Below are 17,527 nucleotides of genomic sequence, written 5' to 3'. Positions count from 1 at the left end.
CGCCAGGCCGCACGGATGAATATGAATCTGACGTTGTGGAAGGGAGTGAATAATGATCTCTGTTGATATCCTGATGTCCGCCCGGGCAAGGCAAACCACAAACCCTGACAATAGACATTTCACAGGAGCTGGAGGGGAAGCCGATACTGGCGGAAAGCCAGCGCCATTTCTGGCCAACAGGGCTCTCTGGAAACGGACTTCAGGCGGCGCTGGAGTGAACCAGCTGGCCACCGTTTCAGGGTAGACGAGTTACCCTGGTGGAGTAAGGTGGTGCAGGCTGGTGTGTGATTGCCCGAACGGTTCATCAGCATAATGTAGTGATTAATCGATTGCGTATTTTATGTTTGGCTCGAAATAATCCAGATGTGCGTAAAGTAGCAGACGCTTTCTCTGAACTACGGCTAAACTTAATGCAGGCGCAGGCCGCCGATGCGAGGTGGATTATGAATCCGTTTACCTGGCTGTTTATAGCACTGCTTTCCGTCGATGCCGTTAGAGAACTGTTGGGAATGTCGTCGGTACTGGGGATGTGGTGAAGAGCGTGGCCCGTTTCAGGCCACGTTAATCTGCGTTATTTCAGTCGCTTGTGTAAACACGCGCCGGTGAGCAGCGCCGCCAGCAGCATCAGCGCGATAAACCCACCTACGCCGTTCCAGCCGTAGTTATGCCAGAATACGCCGCCTAACGTCCCCGCCATGCTGGAACCCAGATAGTAGCTGAATAAATAGAGCGATGACGCCTGGCCGCGGGCACGACGCGCGCGCGGGCCAATCCAGCTGCTGGCCACCGAGTGGGCCGCGAAGAAACCCGCGGAAAACAGCAGCATGCCGATAAAAATCAGCCACAGCGACGAGAACAGGGTCAGCAGCAGGCCACCGAGCATCACCGCAGTCGAGAACAGCAGCACCGGGCCGCGACCGTAGCGAACGGTCATGGCCCCGGCTTTCGGCGAACTCCAGGTACCGGTCAAATAGGCCACCGATAGCAGGCCAACGACCGCCTGGCTGAGGGACCACGGCGAAAGCATCAGGCGGTAACCGATATAGTTAAACAGCGTCACGAATGACCCCATTAACAAGAAACCCTCAAGAAATAGCAGCGGCAGCCCGCGATCGCGCCAGTGCAGGCGGAAGTTGATCAGCAGCGATTTTGGCCGCAGCGAGGTTGGACGGAAGTGGCGCGATTCCGGCAGGATGCGCCAGAACATCAGCGCGGCCGCCAGCGCGAAGCCGCTAATGACCGCCAGCGCTATCCGCCAGCCGAAGAAATCGGTAAATACCCCCGTTAGCAGACGGCCGCTCATGCCGCCAATGGAGTTTCCGCTGATATAAAGACCCATTGAGAACGCCACCACGCTGGGGTGAATCTCTTCGCTCAGATAGGTCATGCCGACCGCCGCCACGCCGCTCAGCGACAGGCCGATCAGGGCGCGCATCATCAGGATCCCATGCCAGCTGGACATCATCGTCGACAGCAGTGAGCAGCAGGAGGCTAGCACCAGCGCGGTAACCATCACCTGTTTGCGGCCAATGGCGTCGGACAGCGGACCGGTAAACAGCAGGCCGACCGCCAGCATCGCCGTGGAAATCGACAGCGAGATACTGCTGCTGGCCGGTGAGACGCCGAATTCACTGGAGAGCACCGGGAGGATCGGCTGGACGCAATAAAGCAGCGCGAACGTCGCCAGTCCGGCAGAAAAGAGGGCGAGAGTGACGCGAATAAATTGCGGAGTACCGCGTTTGATAAACTGGTTTGGCTGAGGAGCGATGATGTCGCTGACGTCGTTTGCCGGGGCGGTGTCAACGGTAGTTGTACGACTCACGGAAAAATCCTTGCTGATATACAGAGAGTTAAGTGACCGCAATGGCCACTTATTCAGGGTATGAAAATGTAAATATTCTGTCTAATATATTAATAATCTCAAATAAGACGTTTTAAATATGAATATTGAACTGCGCCATCTGCGCTATTTTATTGCCGTGGCGGAAGAGCTCCATTTTGGCCATGCGGCGGCGCGGTTAAATATCTCTCAGCCGCCGCTTAGCCAGCAGATTCAAATCCTTGAACAGCAAATTGGCGCGCGTCTGTTTGCTCGTACTAATCGCAGCGTCAGCCTGACCGAAGCCGGAAGGCAGTTTCTCGCCGATAGCCGGCAGATCCTCTCGCAGGTCGATGATGCTGCCGCGCGCGCGGCTCGGCTTCACCACGGCGAAACCGGCGAGCTGCGCATTGGATTTACCTCATCGGCCCCCTTTATCAAGGCGGTTTCCGACACGCTGTCGACCTTTCGCCGCCGCTATCCCGATGTGCATATTCAGACGCGGGAAACCAACACGCGCGAGCAGATTGTGCCGCTGAACGAGGGCGCGCTGGATCTGGGACTGATGCGTAATACCCAGCTGCCGGATACCCTGGTCTGGGAAAGAGTGCTGCGCGAACCGCTGCTGGCGATGGTGCCCCGCGATCATCCGCTGGCCAGCAAGCCGCGCGTAAGCCTGCGGGAACTGGCACGGGAGCCGTTCGTGTTTTTCGATCCCCATGTGGGTACCGGGCTGTATGACGACATTCTGGGCTTGATGCGCCGCTACGACCTGACGCCAGCCATCACCCAGGAGGTGGGGGAGGCAATGACGATTATCGGCCTGGTGGCCGCCGGGCTTGGCGTGTCGATTTTACCGGCGTCCTTCAGGCGGGTCCAGCTGTTGGAAATGTGCTGGCTGCCGATCGAAGAGCAGGACGCGGTGTCGGAAATGTGGCTGGTGTGGTCGAAGCATCACGAACAGGGGCAAGCGGCCCGGCGTTTTCGTGAATCGCTGCTTGCCAGCGCCACATGAGACATTTAGGACAAATAACGGCTAAAAATGTGCGGTAAATCACAAGGCTAAGCAAAAATTTGACGAGTACCGTTGAAGTGCTTCACCATAGCCATCAGTTTATTTCGAAGCGCGAAAATAAAGGGAGTCAACGGTGGTAGCGGACAGTCAGCCAGGCCATATCGATCAAATTAAGCAGACCAACGCGGGCGCGGTTTATCGCCTGATTGATCAGCTTGGCCCGGTGTCGCGCATCGACCTCTCGCGCTTCGCGCAGCTGGCGCCTGCCAGCATCACCAAAATCGTCCGCGAAATGCTGGAAGCGCATCTGGTCCAGGAGACGGAGATCCAGGAGCCAGGGAGCCGGGGAAGGCCTGCCGTTGGCTTGATGGTGGAAACCGAAGCCTGGCACTACCTCTCTATCCGCATCAGCCGCGGCGAGATCCACCTCGCGCTACGGGATTTAAGCAGCGCGCTGGTGGTGGAAGAGCAGCTGGAACTGGCGTTACAGCACGTTCAGCCCTTCGCGAGCCGGCTGCTCGATCAGGTTGACCAGTTCTTTATTCGTCACCAAAAGAAGCTGGAGCGTTTAACCGCCATCGCCGTCACCATGCCGGGGATCATCGATACCGAGCACGGTATCATCCACCGGATGCCGTTTTATGAAGACGTTAAGGACATGCCGCTGGGCGAAATCTTAGCCAATCATACCGGCGTATCGGTTTACATTCAGCACGATATCAGCGCCTGGACCATGGCCGAATCGCTGTTTGGCGCCTCCCGGGGAGCGCGAGATGTGATTCAGGTGGTGATCGACCATAACGTTGGCGCGGGCGTGATCACCGACGGTCGTCTGCTGCACGCGGGCAGCAGCAGTCTGGTCGAAATCGGCCACACCCAGGTCGACCCGTATGGTAAACGCTGCTATTGCGGTAACCATGGCTGTCTGGAAACCATTGCCAGCGTGGAGAGCGTGCTGGAACTGGCGCAGATCCGCATGGCGAAGTCGATGAGCTCAATGCTGCATCAGCAGCCGCTGAGCGTTGAATGGCTATGTCAGGCCGCGCTGCAGGGGGATTTACTGGCGCGGGACATTATCAGCGGCGTCGGGAACCACGTTGGACGGATTCTGGCGATTATGGTTAACCTCTTTAACCCGCAGAAAATCCTTATCGGCTCTCCCTTCAATCTCGCCGCGGATATTCTGTTTCCGGCAATATCTGATTGTATTCGACAACAATCGTTACCAGCCTACAGCCGACATATTGCCGTGGAAAGCACCCAGTTTTCTAACCGGGGAACGATGGCTGGCGCGGCCCTGGTAAAGGATGCCCTCTATAACGGATCGCTGCTGATACGACTGTTACAGGGTTAACATTTTTTCATATTCACACCAAAAATTGCGCTATCTCAAGCTGGCTTCCGGCAGCATCGCGTAGACTTTTTCCACAGTTGATTATTTCTCTCCCGTATATTTCATCAACATAACTGTGGGGTTAGTGATGTTTAAGCGTTTCTTCATAACAGGTACTGACACCGCTGTCGGCAAGACGGTGGTTTCCCGTGCGCTGTTGCAGGCACTGGCTGCCAGCGGCAAAAGCGTCGCCGGGTACAAGCCTGTGGCGAAGGGCAGTAAAGAGACGCCGGACGGACTGCGGAACAAAGATGCGCTGGTCTTACAGAGCGTGTCATCGCTGGTGTTACCGTATGAAGCTGTCAATCCCATCGCGTTAAGCGAAGATGAAAGCAGCGTGGCGCACAGTTGCCCGATCAACTACGGACTGCTGTCGGATGGTCTCCAGCGCCTCAGCGGCCAGGTTGAACATGTGGTGGTTGAAGGTACCGGCGGCTGGCGCAGCCTGATGAACGACCTGCGTCCGCTTTCGGAATGGGTGGTGCAGGAACAGCTGCCGGTGTTAATGGTCGTCGGCATTCAGGAAGGCTGTATCAATCATGCTCTGCTGACCGCGCAGGCGATTGCCAACGACGGCCTGCCGCTGATCGGCTGGGTGGCCAACCGGATTAACCCAGGCCTGGCGCATTATGCTGAAATCATCGAGGTGCTGAGCAAAAAGCTGCCGGCGCCGCTGATCGGTGAACTGCCTTACTTACCGCGCGCGGAGCAGCGTGAACTGAGCCAGTATATCGACTTATCGATACTCGGCGAGGTGATGGCGGTAGATAGAATCCCGGCGTAACGTCCGCGACAGCACCGACGCCAGTACGCTGGCAATCAGTAAACCGGGCAGTAAAACGTATTGTCCGGTCATTTCACAAATCATCAGCGTGGACATAATCGGCGCGTGGGTGGTGGCTGCCAGAAACGCCGCCATGCCGGTTAAGCCAACCACTATCGCGATAGCCTGGTAATCAGGTAGCCATAGTCCGGTCAGGCTGGCGAACAGCATGCCAATCCCCAGCCCAACAAACAGCGTTGGGGTAAAAACGCCGCCCGGCGCGCCGGAACCGCTGCTGGCCAGCACGGCGAGCAGCTTGCAGACAAACACCACAATCATGGCGCTGAAGAGCGGCGGCGAAAGAAGATAGCTTTGCACAACGCTATAGCCATTTCCCCAGACGGCCGGCGCGAGCAGCGACAGCAGACCGACGATAAGTCCGCCCAGCGCCAGCTGCCACGGAGGCGACAGGCGCAGCCGGACAAAGCACCGGTGGCTATAGCTCATCAGCCAGATAAACAGCGGCCCGCAAAGCCCGGCCAGCAGCGCCGTCGCCAGCATCAGCGCATAGTGCGTCGCGCTCAGGGTTTCGTGGAATTCAACGTGATACAGCGGAGCCGAATCGCCGTTCAGCAGATTGGTCAGCAGCAGGGCCACCACCGCGGCAATCACCACCGGGCCAAGCGACGCCAGCATCAGGGTGCCGAATAAGATCTCGGCGATAAACAGGCTCCCGGCCAGCGGAGCGTGGTAAGCGCTGGCCATCCCGGCGGCGGCGCCGCAGGCTACCCATAGCTTCCACTCTTCTTTTGGCGTAAAGCGGCGGGCGAACAGCGACGCGGCCAGCGCCGCCAGCAGGATCATCGCCCCCTCGCGACCGATGGCGCTGCCGGTCGTCACCACCAGCAGAGAGGCCAGCGATTTTACCAGGCTGGCTGGCGTATCAAACACACCGTCGCCGGTCTCGAGCGCTTCCATATAGTCGGTTGGTGCACGGGGCCGCGCAAGGGTGCGGCGCTGCCAGAGCCAGAGCAGGGCGCCAGCCGCAAGGCCGCCAAGCGCGGGCGTCAGCAACCGACGCCATGGTGGCAACGACTCGGCGGCGTTCACCAGGCTTCCGCTGTCATTGCTCAGAAACAGGCTTTCCAGACCGGTCATCGCATGGCGAAACAGGGCAACCGCGAGCGCGGCGAGGACGCCGACCAGCATGGCGATAACCATGCGGCGAAACATAACCTGAACATCAGGATAAGCGTGAAGACGATGCATCAGCGAATTCGGTTAACGGGGAATGGGGCTTATTTTTACCGGGAATAAGCATAGACGCAAAAGCGATAAGTGCGAAAGAGGCTAAAGGTGACGTTGTCACTAAATGCGTTATGCCCGGCGGGCGGGCATAACGTCAGGGCATTAGCGGTAGAGCGGCTTATCCGCGACCGCGCAGGGCAGCCGCGCCTGCCATCGCGTCAGCGTTTCTTGCGCCAGCTGACCAAGAGCCTGATAAAAAGGGTTTCCCGCCCCGGCAATAAACACGCTCAGAAAGCGGCCCGACCACGGGAGAAGATGCCAGGCCAGAAGCTGGTTAAATGCCTCATCCTGACCGGATTCACAAAGCCAGGCCGCCAGCAGCAGCAGCGTACCGAAGTGGTCTTCCGGTTCAGCGCGTTGCTCAGACAAACCGATGCCGTTAGCCCGCATCCACTCGCGCAGCGCCAGCGTAGAGTCGCCAAACAGCACGCTTTCTTTATCCAGCCAGACGGAGCCCCACGGCGGCGCAGGCAGCGCCCACGGGCCGATGAACAGCCGCTGCCAGGCGTCCGCCAGCGGTTCATCGTCTTCGAGAGCGAACTGCGCCGCCAGGCCGTTCGCGACCGGCCAGGGCCACTGACTTTGCCAGCTGCCGTCGCGCAGGGCGGCAATCAGCGGAGCAGCCTGCTCGCTGCCCGGAGCATAGGAGAACAACGCCCCCAGCGTACGGGCGCTGAGTGCGACGGCATCGCGGTCTTGCGATTGCATCATATCTATTCCTTACTGCAGAGGGTGCCGCGGCACCCATTCATTAACCGGCAATCGCCGTACCGACGGTCATATGTAGGCCATAAAACAGGCCGCGACCGATAAACTCGCCGAGTAATACCAGTATCAGTCCGAGCAGCAGGCTGGCGATGCGCGGGTTTTTCTTTCTTGCCAACGGGCAGATCCAGCAGCCAAGGCCCAGCGCCAAAAATGCTAAACGCAGGATTTGTAGCCAGCCGTAGTTTGGCAGCAGGGCGCTGGCCTGCTGCACGGAACTGCGGATCTCCGCCAGTTCGCTGTTCTGCAAAATGACCACGGCCAGGCTTGCCAGCAGCGCGAGGACGCTCATCGACGCGAAGACCGTGCCGTTAAAAGGCACGTTGGCTACCCGCAGCAGCAGGGCGGCGAAAAGCGGCCCGCACAGCACCATCGTCAGGAAGAAGGCGGCGGTGGTGTAGGCATTATACCAGGTCGGCACGGTATTAATTTGATAGACCAGGGTCATCTCCAGGACGAACAGGCAGCCGAGCAGCATGGTGAGCAGAAGCCAGGCCTTGGCCAGGATTGCCGGCATTTTGCCGAGAAACGTCAGCAACCACCACACTCCTCCGACGGCGAAAAACAGCGCGCCGCTGGCGATTTCATTACTTAACGCCGATGCGCCGACCCGGGTAAGAGAGTTAAATGCCCGCAGCGGCGAGCCGAGGTGGATAATCGACGCCAGAAAGCCAATCCCCATGACCAGCCAGATAAAAAACATGCAGCGCACCAGGCGCTGCCGGGCTTCGGAGTTATTATTCAGCGAAAGCCAGCCGAGCCCGCTGACGATTATCGCCCCTGCAACGCTTTGCCCCAGCACCGTAAACAGCACCAGCGGCCATTCATGCCATCCATTTCCCATTTTACACCTCCTTCGGATTGGCCAGATAGCCGGTGGTATCACCGCACGGACGCGCGTTGGCGTTCGGTTTGATCGCGATACTCGGCCTGGTGAAGTGCGCGGACGGCAGCGGGGCGACGGCGGCAAGCTGACCGTGCTTTTCGCGCAGTTCTTCGATGGGACCAAAGTCGAGCGCCCGCAGCGGGCAGGACTCGACGCAAATCGGCTTTTTACCCTCGGCGACCCCGTCATAGCAGCCGTCGCATTTGGTCATATGGCCCTTTGCCGCGTTGTACTGCGGCGCGCCGTACGGGCAGGCCATATGGCAGTAGCGACAGCCGATGCATACCTCTTCGTTCACCACCACAAAGCCGTCATCGCGCTTGTGCATGGCGCCGCTGGGGCACACTTTTGTGCAGGCCGGGTCTTCGCAGTGGTTGCAGGCGATGGACAGGTAATAGGCGAAGACGTTTTGCTGCCACACGCCGTTGTCCTCCTGCCAGTCGCCGCCCGCGTATTCGTAGATGCGGCGAAAGCTTACGTCAGGCGTGAGGTTTTTATAATCCTTGCAGGCCAGCTCGCAGGTTTTACAGCCGGTGCAGCGGGCGGAATCGATAAAAAATCCATACTGAGCGCTCATGGTTTACTCCTTAAACCTTCTCGATTTCGACCAGATTGGTGTGCTGCGGATTGCCTTTAGCCAGCGGCGAAGGACGGTGCGTCGTCAGCGTATTAATACAGGAGCCGCGATCGATACGATCGCCATTCATGTTGGCGTCATGCCAGGCACCCTGGCCCATCGCCGACACGCCGGGCATGATGCGCGGGGTCACCTTAGCCGGAATGCGCAGCTCGCCGCGGGCGTTGAATACGCGCACCATATCGCCGTTCTTAATCCCGCGCTTTTCGGCGTCCAGCGGATTTAGCCACACCTCCTGACGACAGGCCGCCTGCAGGACATCCACGTTGCCGTAGCTGGAGTGGGTACGTGCTTTATAGTGGAAGCCGAACATTTGCAGCGGGAATTTCTCGCGCAGAGGATCGTCCCATCCTTCGAAAGTAGAAGCGTATACCGGTAATGGACTGATGGTTTCGTCTTTTTCCAGCTGCCATTTGGCGGCGATATCCGCCAGACGGCTGGAGTAGATCTCGATTTTACCCGACGGTGTTTTTAGCGGATTGGCGACCGGGTCTTTGCGGAAGTCGCGGTAGGCCACAAAGTGACCGTTGGGGTCTTTACGTTTGTAAATTCCCATATTTTTCAGTTCATCGTAGCTCGGGAGCGCCGGGTCTTTCGCCAGCATCTTCGCGTACAAATGCTGCAGCCACTGCTCCTGGGTACGGCCTTCGGTAAACTTCTGGTGGACATCCTCGCCAAGCCGTTTTGCCACTTCGCTGAGGATCCAGTAGATAGGTTTGCGCTCGAATTTAGCGGAGGTAACTGGCTGAATAAAGATGAGATAGCCCATATTGCCGGCGTAGTCGTTGGGAATAATGTCTTCCTGCTCGACGGTCATCAGGTCCGGCAGCAGGATATCGGCGTATTTGGCCGAGGAGGTCATAAAGTTTTCGATAACCACGATCGTCTCGCACTTGCTTTCGTCCTGCAGGATCTCGTGGGTCTTATTGATATCGGAGTGCTGGTTAATGATGGTATTGCCGGCGTAGTTCCAGATGAATTTAATCGGCACGTCCAGCTTCTCTTTCCCTCGAACGCCGTCGCGGGTGGCGGTCATCTCCGGGCCGCGATCGATGGCGTCGGTCCAGCTAAAGCAGGAGATGGCGGTTTTGACCGGGTTGGTCAGTACCGGCAGGCGTTCAATGGTGATGGTATAGGTGGATTCGCGGGCGCCGCTGTTGCCGCCGTTAATGCCGACGTTGCCGGTCAAAATAGGCAGCATGGCGATCGCCCGGGAGGTCAGCTCGCCGTTAGCCTGGCGCTGTGGTCCCCATCCCTGGCAAATGTAAGCCGGCCTGGTGCTGCCGATTTCCCTGGCCAGCTTGATGATGCGGTCGACGGGAATGCCGGTGATCCGCGAGGCCCATTGCGGCGTTTTCGCCACGCCGTCATCGCCCTGTCCAAGAATATACGCTTTGTAATGCCCGTTCTTCGGGGCATCTGCCGGCAGCGTTTTTTCATCGTAGCCGACGCAGTACGTATCGAGGAACGCCTGATCGACCAGATTTTCATTAATCAGCACCCAGGTGATGCCCGCCACCAGCGCGGCGTCGGTGCCGGGGCGAATCGGGATCCACTCATCCTCCCGCCCGGCGGCGGTGTCCGTGTAGCGCGGGTCTATAACGATCATTCGCGCGTTAGAGCGCTCTCGCGCCTGTTCTAAATAGTAAGTGATCCCGCCGCCGCTCATGCGGGTTTCCGCCGGGTTATTGCCGAACATCACCACCAGCTTGCTGTTTTCGATATCGGAGGTGCTGTTGCCGTCGTTGCTGCCGTAGGTATAGGGCATCGCGCAGGAAATCTGCGCGGTACTGTAGGTACCGTAGTGGCTTAAAAAACCGCCGTAGCAGTTCATCAGACGCGCGACCAGCGAGGCGTAAGGGGAGGAGCGGGTGATATTGCCGCCGACAATCCCGGAGGAGTAGTTAATATAAACCGCTTCGTTGCCATACTCTTTGACGATGCGTTTGAGATTGTCGGCGATCGTATCCAGCGCCTCCTCCCAGCTAATGCGGACAAACTTGCCTTCGCCGCGTTTGCCGACGCGCTTCATGGGATAGTTAAGGCGGTCGGGATGATTAATGCGGCGGCGGATGGATCGGCCGCGCAGGCAGGCGCGCACCTGGTGATCGCCATAAATATCCGCGCCGGTATTGTCGGTTTCGACCCAGACGACTTCATCGTCACGCACGTGTGAACGCAGGGCGCAGCGGCTGCCGCAGTTGACCGAACAGGCGCCCCAGACGATACGCTCCTCGCCGTGAGCGGCTTCTTGCACCGCGGCAGCGGCGTGACTCAGGCTGAAAGGTAGCGATAAACCGCCGGCGGCGAGAGCCAGCGAGCCAAGGGCGGTTGATTTGATTAGCGTTCGACGGGTAAGGCCGTCGGTATGTTCCTGGTTAGACATTGCTCACTCCATGATTTTGTTATAATGGCGTAATGCCAACGCCTTCGTAAGGTCGGCGTGGAGAGTGAGGAATGATACTTAAAATGGAGTAGAGAGATCTTATCCCTGGTCAACCGAGGGATAAGACTTCTCCAGACATTCGGCGAGGTTACTGCGCACCGCTGTCGCGGGTATAGATGATTTTAAAGGTGTCGTTGGCGCAGTGGCCGACAACCTGTGCGCCAGGCTGATCGGGCTGGTCGTTCGGGACTATCGTCAGGCTGAAGCCCGATTCCGGGACGCCGTTGTTGATGATTTTTTGCTGAATATCGCTTTTTACCCGCTCGCAGGAATCCGGCGCCGCGAAAGCAGCTGTCGAACCCAGCAGCAGAGCCGCACATAGCCAGGGTGATAGTTTCATCATAAACTCCTTATTAACGTTATCCAGATTTAAGCATAGCAGAAGTGGTGTAAACAATTGTATTTGCTAATATGATTGAACTATGCACAAAAGGAATCGCGCGTGAAAAAACGGTTGTTGCTGTTACTGGCTGTCGGGGCGCTTAGCGCCTGCGATGAAAAGGGCGCGCCGCAGGCCTTCACCCCGGAAATGGCCAGCTTTTCTAACGAATTTGAGTTCGATCCGCTGCGCGGGCCGGTGAAAGCGTTTAGCCAGACGCTGTATGACGAACACGATCAAGTGGTGAAGTGGGTTAAAGGGCGTTTATCCAGCGAAGGATGCTTTGACCTGCTGGCATTTGAGGATCGGGAGAATAAAACCGGCGCGGCGTTGGTGCTGGACGCTAACTACTACCTGGATGCGCAAAGCCACGAAAAGCGCCTGCGTTTACAAGGCAAATGTCAGCTGGCGGAAATGCCCTCGGCGGGGGTCTCCTGGGAAACCGATGATAACGGGTTTGTCGTCACCGCTCGCGGCAAGGAGAGTACAGCGACGTACCGCTACGATAGAGAAGGCTATCCGCTGGGCAAAACCACCATAGCCAAAGGTGAACAATTTACGGTGGCCTCAACGCCATCATCCGATCCGCGCAAAAAAATGGACTACACCGCAGTGAGCACCTTCAATGACCGCGCGCTGGGCAACGTAAGCCAGACCTGCGATTACGACAGTCACGACAACCCGGTAAGCTGCGAGCTTAAGGTTGTCGACGACAGCGTCCAGCCTGCGCTAACCCGCCACTACACCATCAAAAGCACTATTGACTATTACTGAGCCGTTGGTTTCAGCAGCGTCTGGCCCTGCGGTTTATGCTCGGCCAGATACTGGTGCTGGAACAGGCACATGCGGATGGTATTGCGGTATTCGCCGTTAATAAAGAATTCATGAATCAGCTCGCCTTCCACCATAAATCCGAGCTTGCGGTAGATGTGGATCGCTTTTTCATTTTCTTTATCGACGATGAGGTAGAGCTTATACAGGTTGAGCACCATAAAGCCGTAATCCATCGCGAGCTTAGCGGCGCGGGTGGCCAGACCTTTCCCCTGATAATCGGGAGAGATAATGATCTGAAACTCGGCGCGGCGGTGCACGTGGTTGATTTCAACCAGCTCAACCAGTCCGGCCTTTTCGCCGTCGCATTCAATGACAAAGCGGCGTTCGCTCTGATCGTGAATGTGTTTGTCGTACAGGTCGGAAAGCTCAACAAAGGCTTCATAGGGCTCTTCAAACCAGTAGCGCATAACGCTGGCGTTGTTGTCGAGCTGGTGGACAAAGCGAAGGTCTTCGCGCTCAAGCGGGCGGAGTTTGACGTGATAAGCGTCAGTCATGGGAGTACCTGTGTGTTATAGCGAAGTTTTGGTGATTGTGGCGCCCGTGCGGGCGCCATTCATTACGGGGTAATGGTGCGACCGGTGCGGCGGTCAAGGCAGCGCAGGGTGTTAGGCTCCCAGTACGCGTTGACGTTCGCGCTCTTCTGGCAGTTGTCCTGGGCGTCAAAAGCCACGTCGGCTTTATCCCACTCTTTTTCGGCGCGCTTGTTGACCTTCTGGCGTAAAGTGCGGGTGTCATTCCACTGCTCTTTTTCCATGGCGGCCTGCTGGCGGCTCTGGGCGCTGTCGCCGGATTCGATGACCAGCTTGTCCGTTTTGGCGAATGACGATGCGGTAAAGACCACCGCGCTCAGCGCCAGCAGGGCAGTCAGGCACCAGCGTTTGTTCAGTGTTGTGTTCATCACGATTTCCTTTAAGCGATTCCCTTGGATTGAGTTTACTACATCTCCTTTCGACGGCATACCCGACAAAACAGAGTAAACGACGGCCATTATTACGTAGAATGCGTTAACGCTTGTTCAACTTACGACGCTTTGCATGTTAAAAACCACGCTGCTTTTCTTTGCTACCGCCCTGTGCGAAATCATTGGCTGCTATTTACCCTGGCTCTGGTTAAAACGCGGGGCGACGCCCTGGCTGCTGATGCCGACGGCCCTGGCGCTGGCGCTTTTTGTCTGGCTTCTGACGCTTCACCCCGAGGCCAGCGGACGGGTTTATGCCGCTTACGGTGGGGTGTACGTGTGTACTGCGCTGCTGTGGCTGCGCTTTATCGATGGCGTCAGACTCAGCCACTATGATTGGGCCGGCGCGCTGGTTGCGCTGTGCGGCATGCTGATTATTGTGGCCGGCTGGGGACGCGCATAGCCTCTTTTACCGAGTGAGCCGGGCCAGGTGATGCTGTCCCGGCCCATCTCTTCCTGCCTTCTCGCTCGCTTTCTCTGTTCACGCCGCTTTTATCCCCGATGAGATACTGTGATCTGCCGCGTCTTTTTCGATTGTTATACTTGTATGGTAGTAGGTCTGATGGTTTACTTTTACCCACTAACCGCACAGAAGTAAGGAATGAGAAATGAAGATCGTTGCCGCTGAAGTTTTCGTCACCTGTCCGGGGCGCAACTTCGTCACCCTTAAAGTCACCACTGATGACGGGATCGTCGGGTTAGGTGACGCGACGCTAAACGGTCGCGAGCTGTCCGTTGCGTCCTATCTGCGGGATCATCTCTGTCCGCAGCTGATTGGCCGCGACGCGCATCGCATCGAAGATATCTGGCAGTTTTTCTACAAGGGCGCCTACTGGCGTCGTGGTCCGGTCACGATGTCGGCGATTTCCGCTATCGATATGGCGCTCTGGGATATCAAGGCGAAAGCCGCAGGCATGCCGCTATACCAGCTGCTGGGCGGGGCTTCGCGCGAAGGCGTGATGGTCTACTGCCACACTACGGGTCACTCCATCGATGAAGTGCTGGATGACTACGCGCGCCACAAAGAGATGGGGTTTAAAGCGATTCGCGTGCAGTGCGGCGTGCCGGGGATGAAAACCACCTACGGGATGGCGAAAGGTAAAGGGCAGGCCTACGAACCGGCAACCAAAGGCCAGTGGCCGGAAGAGCAGCTGTGGTCTACCGAGAAGTATCTCGATTTTACGCCACAGCTGTTTGCCGCCGTACGCGAAAAATTTGGCTTTAACGAGCATCTGCTGCACGACATGCATCATCGCCTGACGCCGATTGAAGCGGCGCGTTTTGGTAAGAGTATTGAAGATTACCGCCTGTTCTGGATGGAGGATCCGACCCCAGCGGAGAATCAGGCGTGTTTCCGTTTAATTCGTCAGCATACCGTCACGCCGATTGCCGTCGGAGAGGTGTTCAACAGCATCTGGGATTGTAAACAGCTGATTGAAGAGCAGCTGATTGACTATATCCGCACCACCATTACCCACGCAGGCGGGATTACGGGGATGCGTCGGATCGCCGATTTTGCCTCGCTTTATCAGGTACGCACCGGTTCACACGGGCCGTCCGATCTTTCTCCGGTCTGCATGGCGGCCGCGCTGCACTTCGACCTGTGGGTGCCGAATTTTGGCGTCCAGGAATATATGGGCTATTCCGAACAGATGCTGGAAGTCTTCCCGCACAGCTGGACGTTTGATAACGGCTATATGCATCCGGGTGAAAAACCGGGGCTGGGAATTGAGTTCGATGAAAAACTGGCCGCGAAATACCCCTATGAACCGGCCTATTTGCCTGTAGCGCGTCTGGAAGACGGCACGTTGTGGAACTGGTAAAGAAGGAAGTCAAAATGAAAAGTATCGTGATTCGCCAGCCCAACGAACTGGTGATTGAAGAGCGTCCGATCCCGCAGCCTGCCGCGGGCGAAGTGCGGGTAAAAATTAAGCTGGCGGGGATATGCGGTTCCGATAGCCATATTTATCGCGGCCACAATCCGTTTGCCAAATACCCGCGCGTTATTGGTCATGAATTTTTTGGCGTTATCGACGCCATCGGAGAAGGGGTTACCGACAAAGCCATCGGCCAGCGGGTCAGCGTTGATCCGGTCATCAGCTGCGGCCATTGCTATCCTTGCTCGGTGGGCAAACCAAACGTCTGCACCTCTTTGGTGGTGCTCGGCGTGCATCGGGATGGCGGCTTTAGCGAGTACGCGGTGGTGCCGGCGAAAAATGCCTGGCAGGTTCCGGACAACGTGACGGACAGACATGCGGTGATGATTGAGCCTTTCACTATCGCGGCCAACGTTACCGGGCACGTTTCGCCAACCGACCAGGATATCGCGCTGGTCTACGGCGCCGGGCCAATGGGCCTGACGACCATTCAGGTGCTGAAGCGGGTGTATCGCGTTAAGCAGGTCATCGTGGTCGATCGCATTGATGAACGCCTGGAGATGGCCCAGCGTAACGGCGCGGATTGGGTGATTAACAACAGCGTCGTGCCTCTGGCGGATACGCTGAAGGCGGAGGGGGTACTACCGACGCTGATTATCGATGCGGCCTGTCATCCCTCGATTCTACAAGAGGCGGTCACCCTGGCTTCTCCGGCGGCGAGAATTGTTTTAATGGGATTCTCGACGGAGCCTTCGCAGGTTGCACAGCAGGGTATTACCGGCAAAGAGCTCTCTATTTTCTCGTCGCGTCTTAACGCCAATAAATTCCCGGTGGTCATAAAGTGGCTGGAACAAGGCTTAATTAACCCGGAGGAGCTGATTACTCATCAATTTGCTTATCAACATGTTATCGATGCACTGGAGCTTTTTGAAAATGACAGGAAACGTTGCTGTAAGGTTTTATTAACCTTCAGCCAATAACAACAGGTGCGGACTCTGTATTCTACAATTAGAGATAATCATTATGACTACCGTAAAAAATGAGAGAACCACTTCCGATCTCATTCGTGCAGCCGTATCTGGTTGGTTAGGCACGGCACTGGAGTTTATGGATTTCCAACTCTATTCCCTTGGCGCAGCGCTGGTTTTCCATGAGATTTTTTTCCCGGAGCAATCCGCCGCCATGGCGCTGATTCTGGCAATGGGAACCTACGGCGCGGGCTATATTGCGCGGATCGTCGGCGCCTTTATTTTTGGTAAAATGGGCGACAGTATTGGGCGCAAGAAGGTTCTGTTTATTACCATCACCATGATGGGGATCTGTACCACGCTTATTGGCGTGCTGCCAACCTATGCCCAGGTCGGTATTTTAGCGCCGGTGTTGCTTGTGACTTTACGTATTATTCAGGGGTTGGGCGCCGGGGCTGAAATATCAGGTGCGGGTACCATGCTGGCGGAATATGCGCCGAAAGGTAAGCGTGGAATTATCTCTTCGCTGGTGGCTATGGGCACCAACTGCGGTACGTTAAGCGCCACGGCTATCTGGGCGGTGATGTTCTTCGTGCTGGACCGTGAACAGCTCGTCGCGTGGGGATGGCGTGTGCCGTTCCTGGCAAGCGTAGTGGTGATGATCTTTGCCATCTGGCTGCGTCTCAATCTGAAAGAGAGCCCGGTTTTTGAGAAAGTGAGCGAAGACAGCGTCCTGCAGAAAGAGATAGCAACCCAGGAAGGTACCTTTAGCGCCATGCTGAAAAGTAAGTCCTTCTGGCTGGCGACGGGTCTGCGCTTCGGACAGGCGGGAAATTCAGGATTGTTGCAAACTTTCCTAGCGGGCTATCTGGTACAAACATTACTGTTTGATAAAGCTATCCCTACCGATGCGTTAATGATTAGCTCTGTTATCGGCTTTATTACCATCCCATTTCTTGGGTGGCTGTCAGATAAAGTGGGGCGTCGCTTACCCTATATTATCATTAATATTTCAGCCATTATTCTGGCGTACCCCATGCTGTCGATTATTGTGGATAAGAGCTATAGCGCGAGCACCATCATGGCGTCACTGATCGTCATTCATAATATCGCGGTATTGGGTCTGTTTGCGCTGGAAAACATCACCATGGCGGAAATGTTCGGTTCACGTAATCGCTTTACCCGCATGGCAATTTCAAAAGAGGCGGGGGGATTAGTCGCCGTAGGCTTTGGCCCGGTGCTGGCCGGTATTTTCTGCAATATGACCGGTTCCTGGATGCCCATTGTTGTGATGCTGGTGTGCTACTCCATCATTGGCTTAATTTCCGCCATTCTGATGCCTGAAGTGCGCGACCGCGATCTGAGCTTGCTGAATGACGCCGCAGACTGCGCGCCGCAAAATAAAGCGGTGGGTAACGGGCAATATATTTAAAAAACACAAACTCCGCACCGAATGATGAATCGCCGTAAATAACACTC

At 56.6% G+C, this 17,527-nt stretch carries 18 protein-coding genes; 9 read left to right on the top strand and 9 right to left on the bottom strand.

Annotated features, from left to right (window positions below; translation table 11 throughout):
• Positions 1-443: 443 nt before the first annotated feature.
• The gene (locus tag ABLU96_RS07265; protein WP_004851273.1) at positions 444-536 is read left to right on the top strand and encodes a hypothetical protein; all 93 of its coding nucleotides are present in this window, start codon (positions 444-446) and stop codon (positions 534-536) included.
• Positions 537-571: 35 nt separating this feature from the next.
• Here the strand turns inward: ABLU96_RS07265 and ABLU96_RS07260 are convergent, their stop codons facing one another.
• The gene (locus ABLU96_RS07260) at positions 572-1,822 is read right to left on the bottom strand and encodes an MFS transporter (RefSeq protein ID WP_014229535.1); all 1,251 of its coding nucleotides are present in this window, start codon (positions 1,820-1,822) and stop codon (positions 572-574) included.
• Positions 1,823-1,940: 118 nt separating this feature from the next.
• Between ABLU96_RS07260 and ABLU96_RS07255 the strand changes: the two genes are divergently transcribed.
• The 3 genes from ABLU96_RS07255 to bioD all read left to right on the top strand — a co-directional run bounded on the left by ABLU96_RS07255 (position 1,941) and on the right by bioD (position 5,011).
• Positions 1,941-2,834: a LysR family transcriptional regulator gene (locus tag ABLU96_RS07255; protein ID WP_025105786.1), complete on the top strand. Its 894-nt coding sequence runs from the start codon at positions 1,941-1,943 to the stop codon at positions 2,832-2,834.
• Positions 2,835-2,967: 133 nt separating this feature from the next.
• Positions 2,968-4,188 carry a sugar metabolism global transcriptional regulator Mlc gene (gene mlc, locus ABLU96_RS07250; RefSeq protein WP_014229533.1) on the top strand — a complete coding sequence of 407 codons (1,221 nt, stop codon included), beginning with the start codon at positions 2,968-2,970 and terminating at the stop codon, positions 4,186-4,188.
• A gap of 127 nt (positions 4,189-4,315) precedes the next feature.
• Positions 4,316-5,011 carry a dethiobiotin synthase gene (gene bioD, locus ABLU96_RS07245; RefSeq protein WP_004851267.1) on the top strand — a complete coding sequence of 232 codons (696 nt, stop codon included), beginning with the start codon at positions 4,316-4,318 and terminating at the stop codon, positions 5,009-5,011.
• On the opposite strand, the gene clcB is transcribed toward bioD, so the two are convergent.
• The 6 genes from clcB to ABLU96_RS07215 form a co-directional block, all read right to left on the bottom strand.
• Positions 4,964-6,259: a voltage-gated ClC-type chloride channel ClcB gene (clcB, locus tag ABLU96_RS07240; RefSeq protein WP_064357329.1), complete on the bottom strand. Its 1,296-nt coding sequence runs from the start codon at positions 6,257-6,259 to the stop codon at positions 4,964-4,966. The genes bioD and clcB overlap by 48 nt on opposite strands.
• A gap of 141 nt (positions 6,260-6,400) precedes the next feature.
• Positions 6,401-7,009 carry a Tat proofreading chaperone DmsD gene (gene dmsD, locus ABLU96_RS07235; protein WP_064406420.1) on the bottom strand — a complete coding sequence of 203 codons (609 nt, stop codon included), beginning with the start codon at positions 7,007-7,009 and terminating at the stop codon, positions 6,401-6,403.
• A gap of 40 nt (positions 7,010-7,049) precedes the next feature.
• Entirely contained in the window at positions 7,050-7,907 is an 858-nt protein-coding gene (locus tag ABLU96_RS07230; RefSeq protein WP_025105783.1) for a DmsC/YnfH family molybdoenzyme membrane anchor subunit, read from the bottom strand.
• Between the two features lies 1 nt (position 7,908).
• Positions 7,909-8,526: a DMSO/selenate family reductase complex B subunit gene (locus tag ABLU96_RS07225; protein WP_064407386.1), complete on the bottom strand. Its 618-nt coding sequence runs from the start codon at positions 8,524-8,526 to the stop codon at positions 7,909-7,911.
• A gap of 10 nt (positions 8,527-8,536) precedes the next feature.
• Positions 8,537-10,972 carry a selenate/tellurate reductase subunit YnfE gene (gene ynfE, locus ABLU96_RS07220; RefSeq protein ID WP_233933189.1) on the bottom strand — a complete coding sequence of 812 codons (2,436 nt, stop codon included), beginning with the start codon at positions 10,970-10,972 and terminating at the stop codon, positions 8,537-8,539.
• A 148-nt stretch (positions 10,973-11,120) separates the two neighbouring features.
• A complete protein-coding gene (locus ABLU96_RS07215) occupies positions 11,121-11,372 on the bottom strand; it encodes a DUF1161 domain-containing protein (protein ID WP_004119709.1) in 252 nt (83 codons plus the stop codon).
• A gap of 102 nt (positions 11,373-11,474) precedes the next feature.
• Here ABLU96_RS07215 and ABLU96_RS07210 point away from each other — a divergent pair, with 102 nt between their 5' ends.
• On the top strand, positions 11,475-12,185 hold the full coding sequence (locus ABLU96_RS07210; protein ID WP_014229527.1) for a YnfC family lipoprotein: 711 nt from the start codon (positions 11,475-11,477) through the stop codon (positions 12,183-12,185).
• Here the strand turns inward: ABLU96_RS07210 and speG are convergent.
• Positions 12,179-12,739: a spermidine N1-acetyltransferase gene (gene speG / locus ABLU96_RS07205; RefSeq protein WP_004102449.1), complete on the bottom strand. Its 561-nt coding sequence runs from the start codon at positions 12,737-12,739 to the stop codon at positions 12,179-12,181. The genes ABLU96_RS07210 and speG overlap by 7 nt on opposite strands.
• Positions 12,740-12,801: 62 nt before the next feature.
• Positions 12,802-13,143, bottom strand: coding sequence for a DUF1283 family protein (locus tag ABLU96_RS07200; protein ID WP_004851259.1), 342 nt, complete (start codon positions 13,141-13,143; stop codon positions 12,802-12,804).
• Positions 13,144-13,279: 136 nt separating this feature from the next.
• On the opposite strand from ABLU96_RS07200, the gene ABLU96_RS07195 reads away from it, so the two are divergent.
• The 4 genes from ABLU96_RS07195 to ABLU96_RS07180 all read left to right on the top strand — a co-directional run bounded on the left by ABLU96_RS07195 (position 13,280) and on the right by ABLU96_RS07180 (position 17,480).
• Positions 13,280-13,606 carry a YnfA family protein gene (locus ABLU96_RS07195; RefSeq protein ID WP_014229526.1) on the top strand — a complete coding sequence of 109 codons (327 nt, stop codon included), beginning with the start codon at positions 13,280-13,282 and terminating at the stop codon, positions 13,604-13,606.
• Positions 13,607-13,811: 205 nt separating this feature from the next.
• Positions 13,812-15,026, top strand: coding sequence for a starvation-sensing protein RspA (gene rspA / locus ABLU96_RS07190; protein ID WP_004851257.1), 1,215 nt, complete (start codon positions 13,812-13,814; stop codon positions 15,024-15,026).
• A gap of 14 nt (positions 15,027-15,040) precedes the next feature.
• Positions 15,041-16,060: a Zn-dependent oxidoreductase gene (locus ABLU96_RS07185; RefSeq protein ID WP_025105779.1), complete on the top strand. Its 1,020-nt coding sequence runs from the start codon at positions 15,041-15,043 to the stop codon at positions 16,058-16,060.
• 43 nt (positions 16,061-16,103) lie between these two features.
• Complete coding sequence (locus tag ABLU96_RS07180) at positions 16,104-17,480, top strand: MFS transporter (protein WP_029946863.1); 1,377 nt, start codon at positions 16,104-16,106, stop codon at positions 17,478-17,480.
• Positions 17,481-17,527 lie beyond the last annotated feature (47 nt).

Origin of the sequence: Klebsiella sp. CN_Kp106, assembly GCF_040064575.1 — a bacterium.
Classification (GTDB): domain Bacteria; phylum Pseudomonadota; class Gammaproteobacteria; order Enterobacterales; family Enterobacteriaceae; genus Klebsiella; species Klebsiella michiganensis.
This window is presented reverse-complemented; position numbering and strand designations above follow the sequence as displayed.

Bases quoted from the DNA above. Each gene is read 5' to 3' on its own strand.
- ABLU96_RS07265 (WP_004851273.1), top strand. From the start codon at position 444: ATGAATCCGTTTACCTGGCTGTTTATAGCACTGCTTTCCGTCGATGCC.
- ABLU96_RS07255 (WP_025105786.1), top strand. From the start codon at position 1,941: ATGAATATTGAACTGCGCCATCTGCGCTATTTTATTGCCGTGGCGGAA.
- bioD (WP_004851267.1), top strand. From the start codon at position 4,316: ATGTTTAAGCGTTTCTTCATAACAGGTACTGACACCGCTGTCGGCAAG.
- clcB (WP_064357329.1), bottom strand. From the start codon at position 6,259: ATGCATCGTCTTCACGCTTATCCTGATGTTCAGGTTATGTTTCGCCGC.
- dmsD (WP_064406420.1), bottom strand. From the start codon at position 7,009: ATGATGCAATCGCAAGACCGCGATGCCGTCGCACTCAGCGCCCGTACG.
- ABLU96_RS07230 (WP_025105783.1), bottom strand. From the start codon at position 7,907: ATGGGAAATGGATGGCATGAATGGCCGCTGGTGCTGTTTACGGTGCTG.
- ABLU96_RS07225 (WP_064407386.1), bottom strand. From the start codon at position 8,526: ATGAGCGCTCAGTATGGATTTTTTATCGATTCCGCCCGCTGCACCGGC.
- ynfE (WP_233933189.1), bottom strand. From the start codon at position 10,972: ATGTCTAACCAGGAACATACCGACGGCCTTACCCGTCGAACGCTAATC.
- ABLU96_RS07215 (WP_004119709.1), bottom strand. From the start codon at position 11,372: ATGAAACTATCACCCTGGCTATGTGCGGCTCTGCTGCTGGGTTCGACA.
- speG (WP_004102449.1), bottom strand. From the start codon at position 12,739: ATGACTGACGCTTATCACGTCAAACTCCGCCCGCTTGAGCGCGAAGAC.
- ABLU96_RS07200 (WP_004851259.1), bottom strand. From the start codon at position 13,143: ATGAACACAACACTGAACAAACGCTGGTGCCTGACTGCCCTGCTGGCG.
- ABLU96_RS07195 (WP_014229526.1), top strand. From the start codon at position 13,280: ATGTTAAAAACCACGCTGCTTTTCTTTGCTACCGCCCTGTGCGAAATC.
- rspA (WP_004851257.1), top strand. From the start codon at position 13,812: ATGAAGATCGTTGCCGCTGAAGTTTTCGTCACCTGTCCGGGGCGCAAC.
- ABLU96_RS07185 (WP_025105779.1), top strand. From the start codon at position 15,041: ATGAAAAGTATCGTGATTCGCCAGCCCAACGAACTGGTGATTGAAGAG.
- ABLU96_RS07180 (WP_029946863.1), top strand. From the start codon at position 16,104: ATGACTACCGTAAAAAATGAGAGAACCACTTCCGATCTCATTCGTGCA.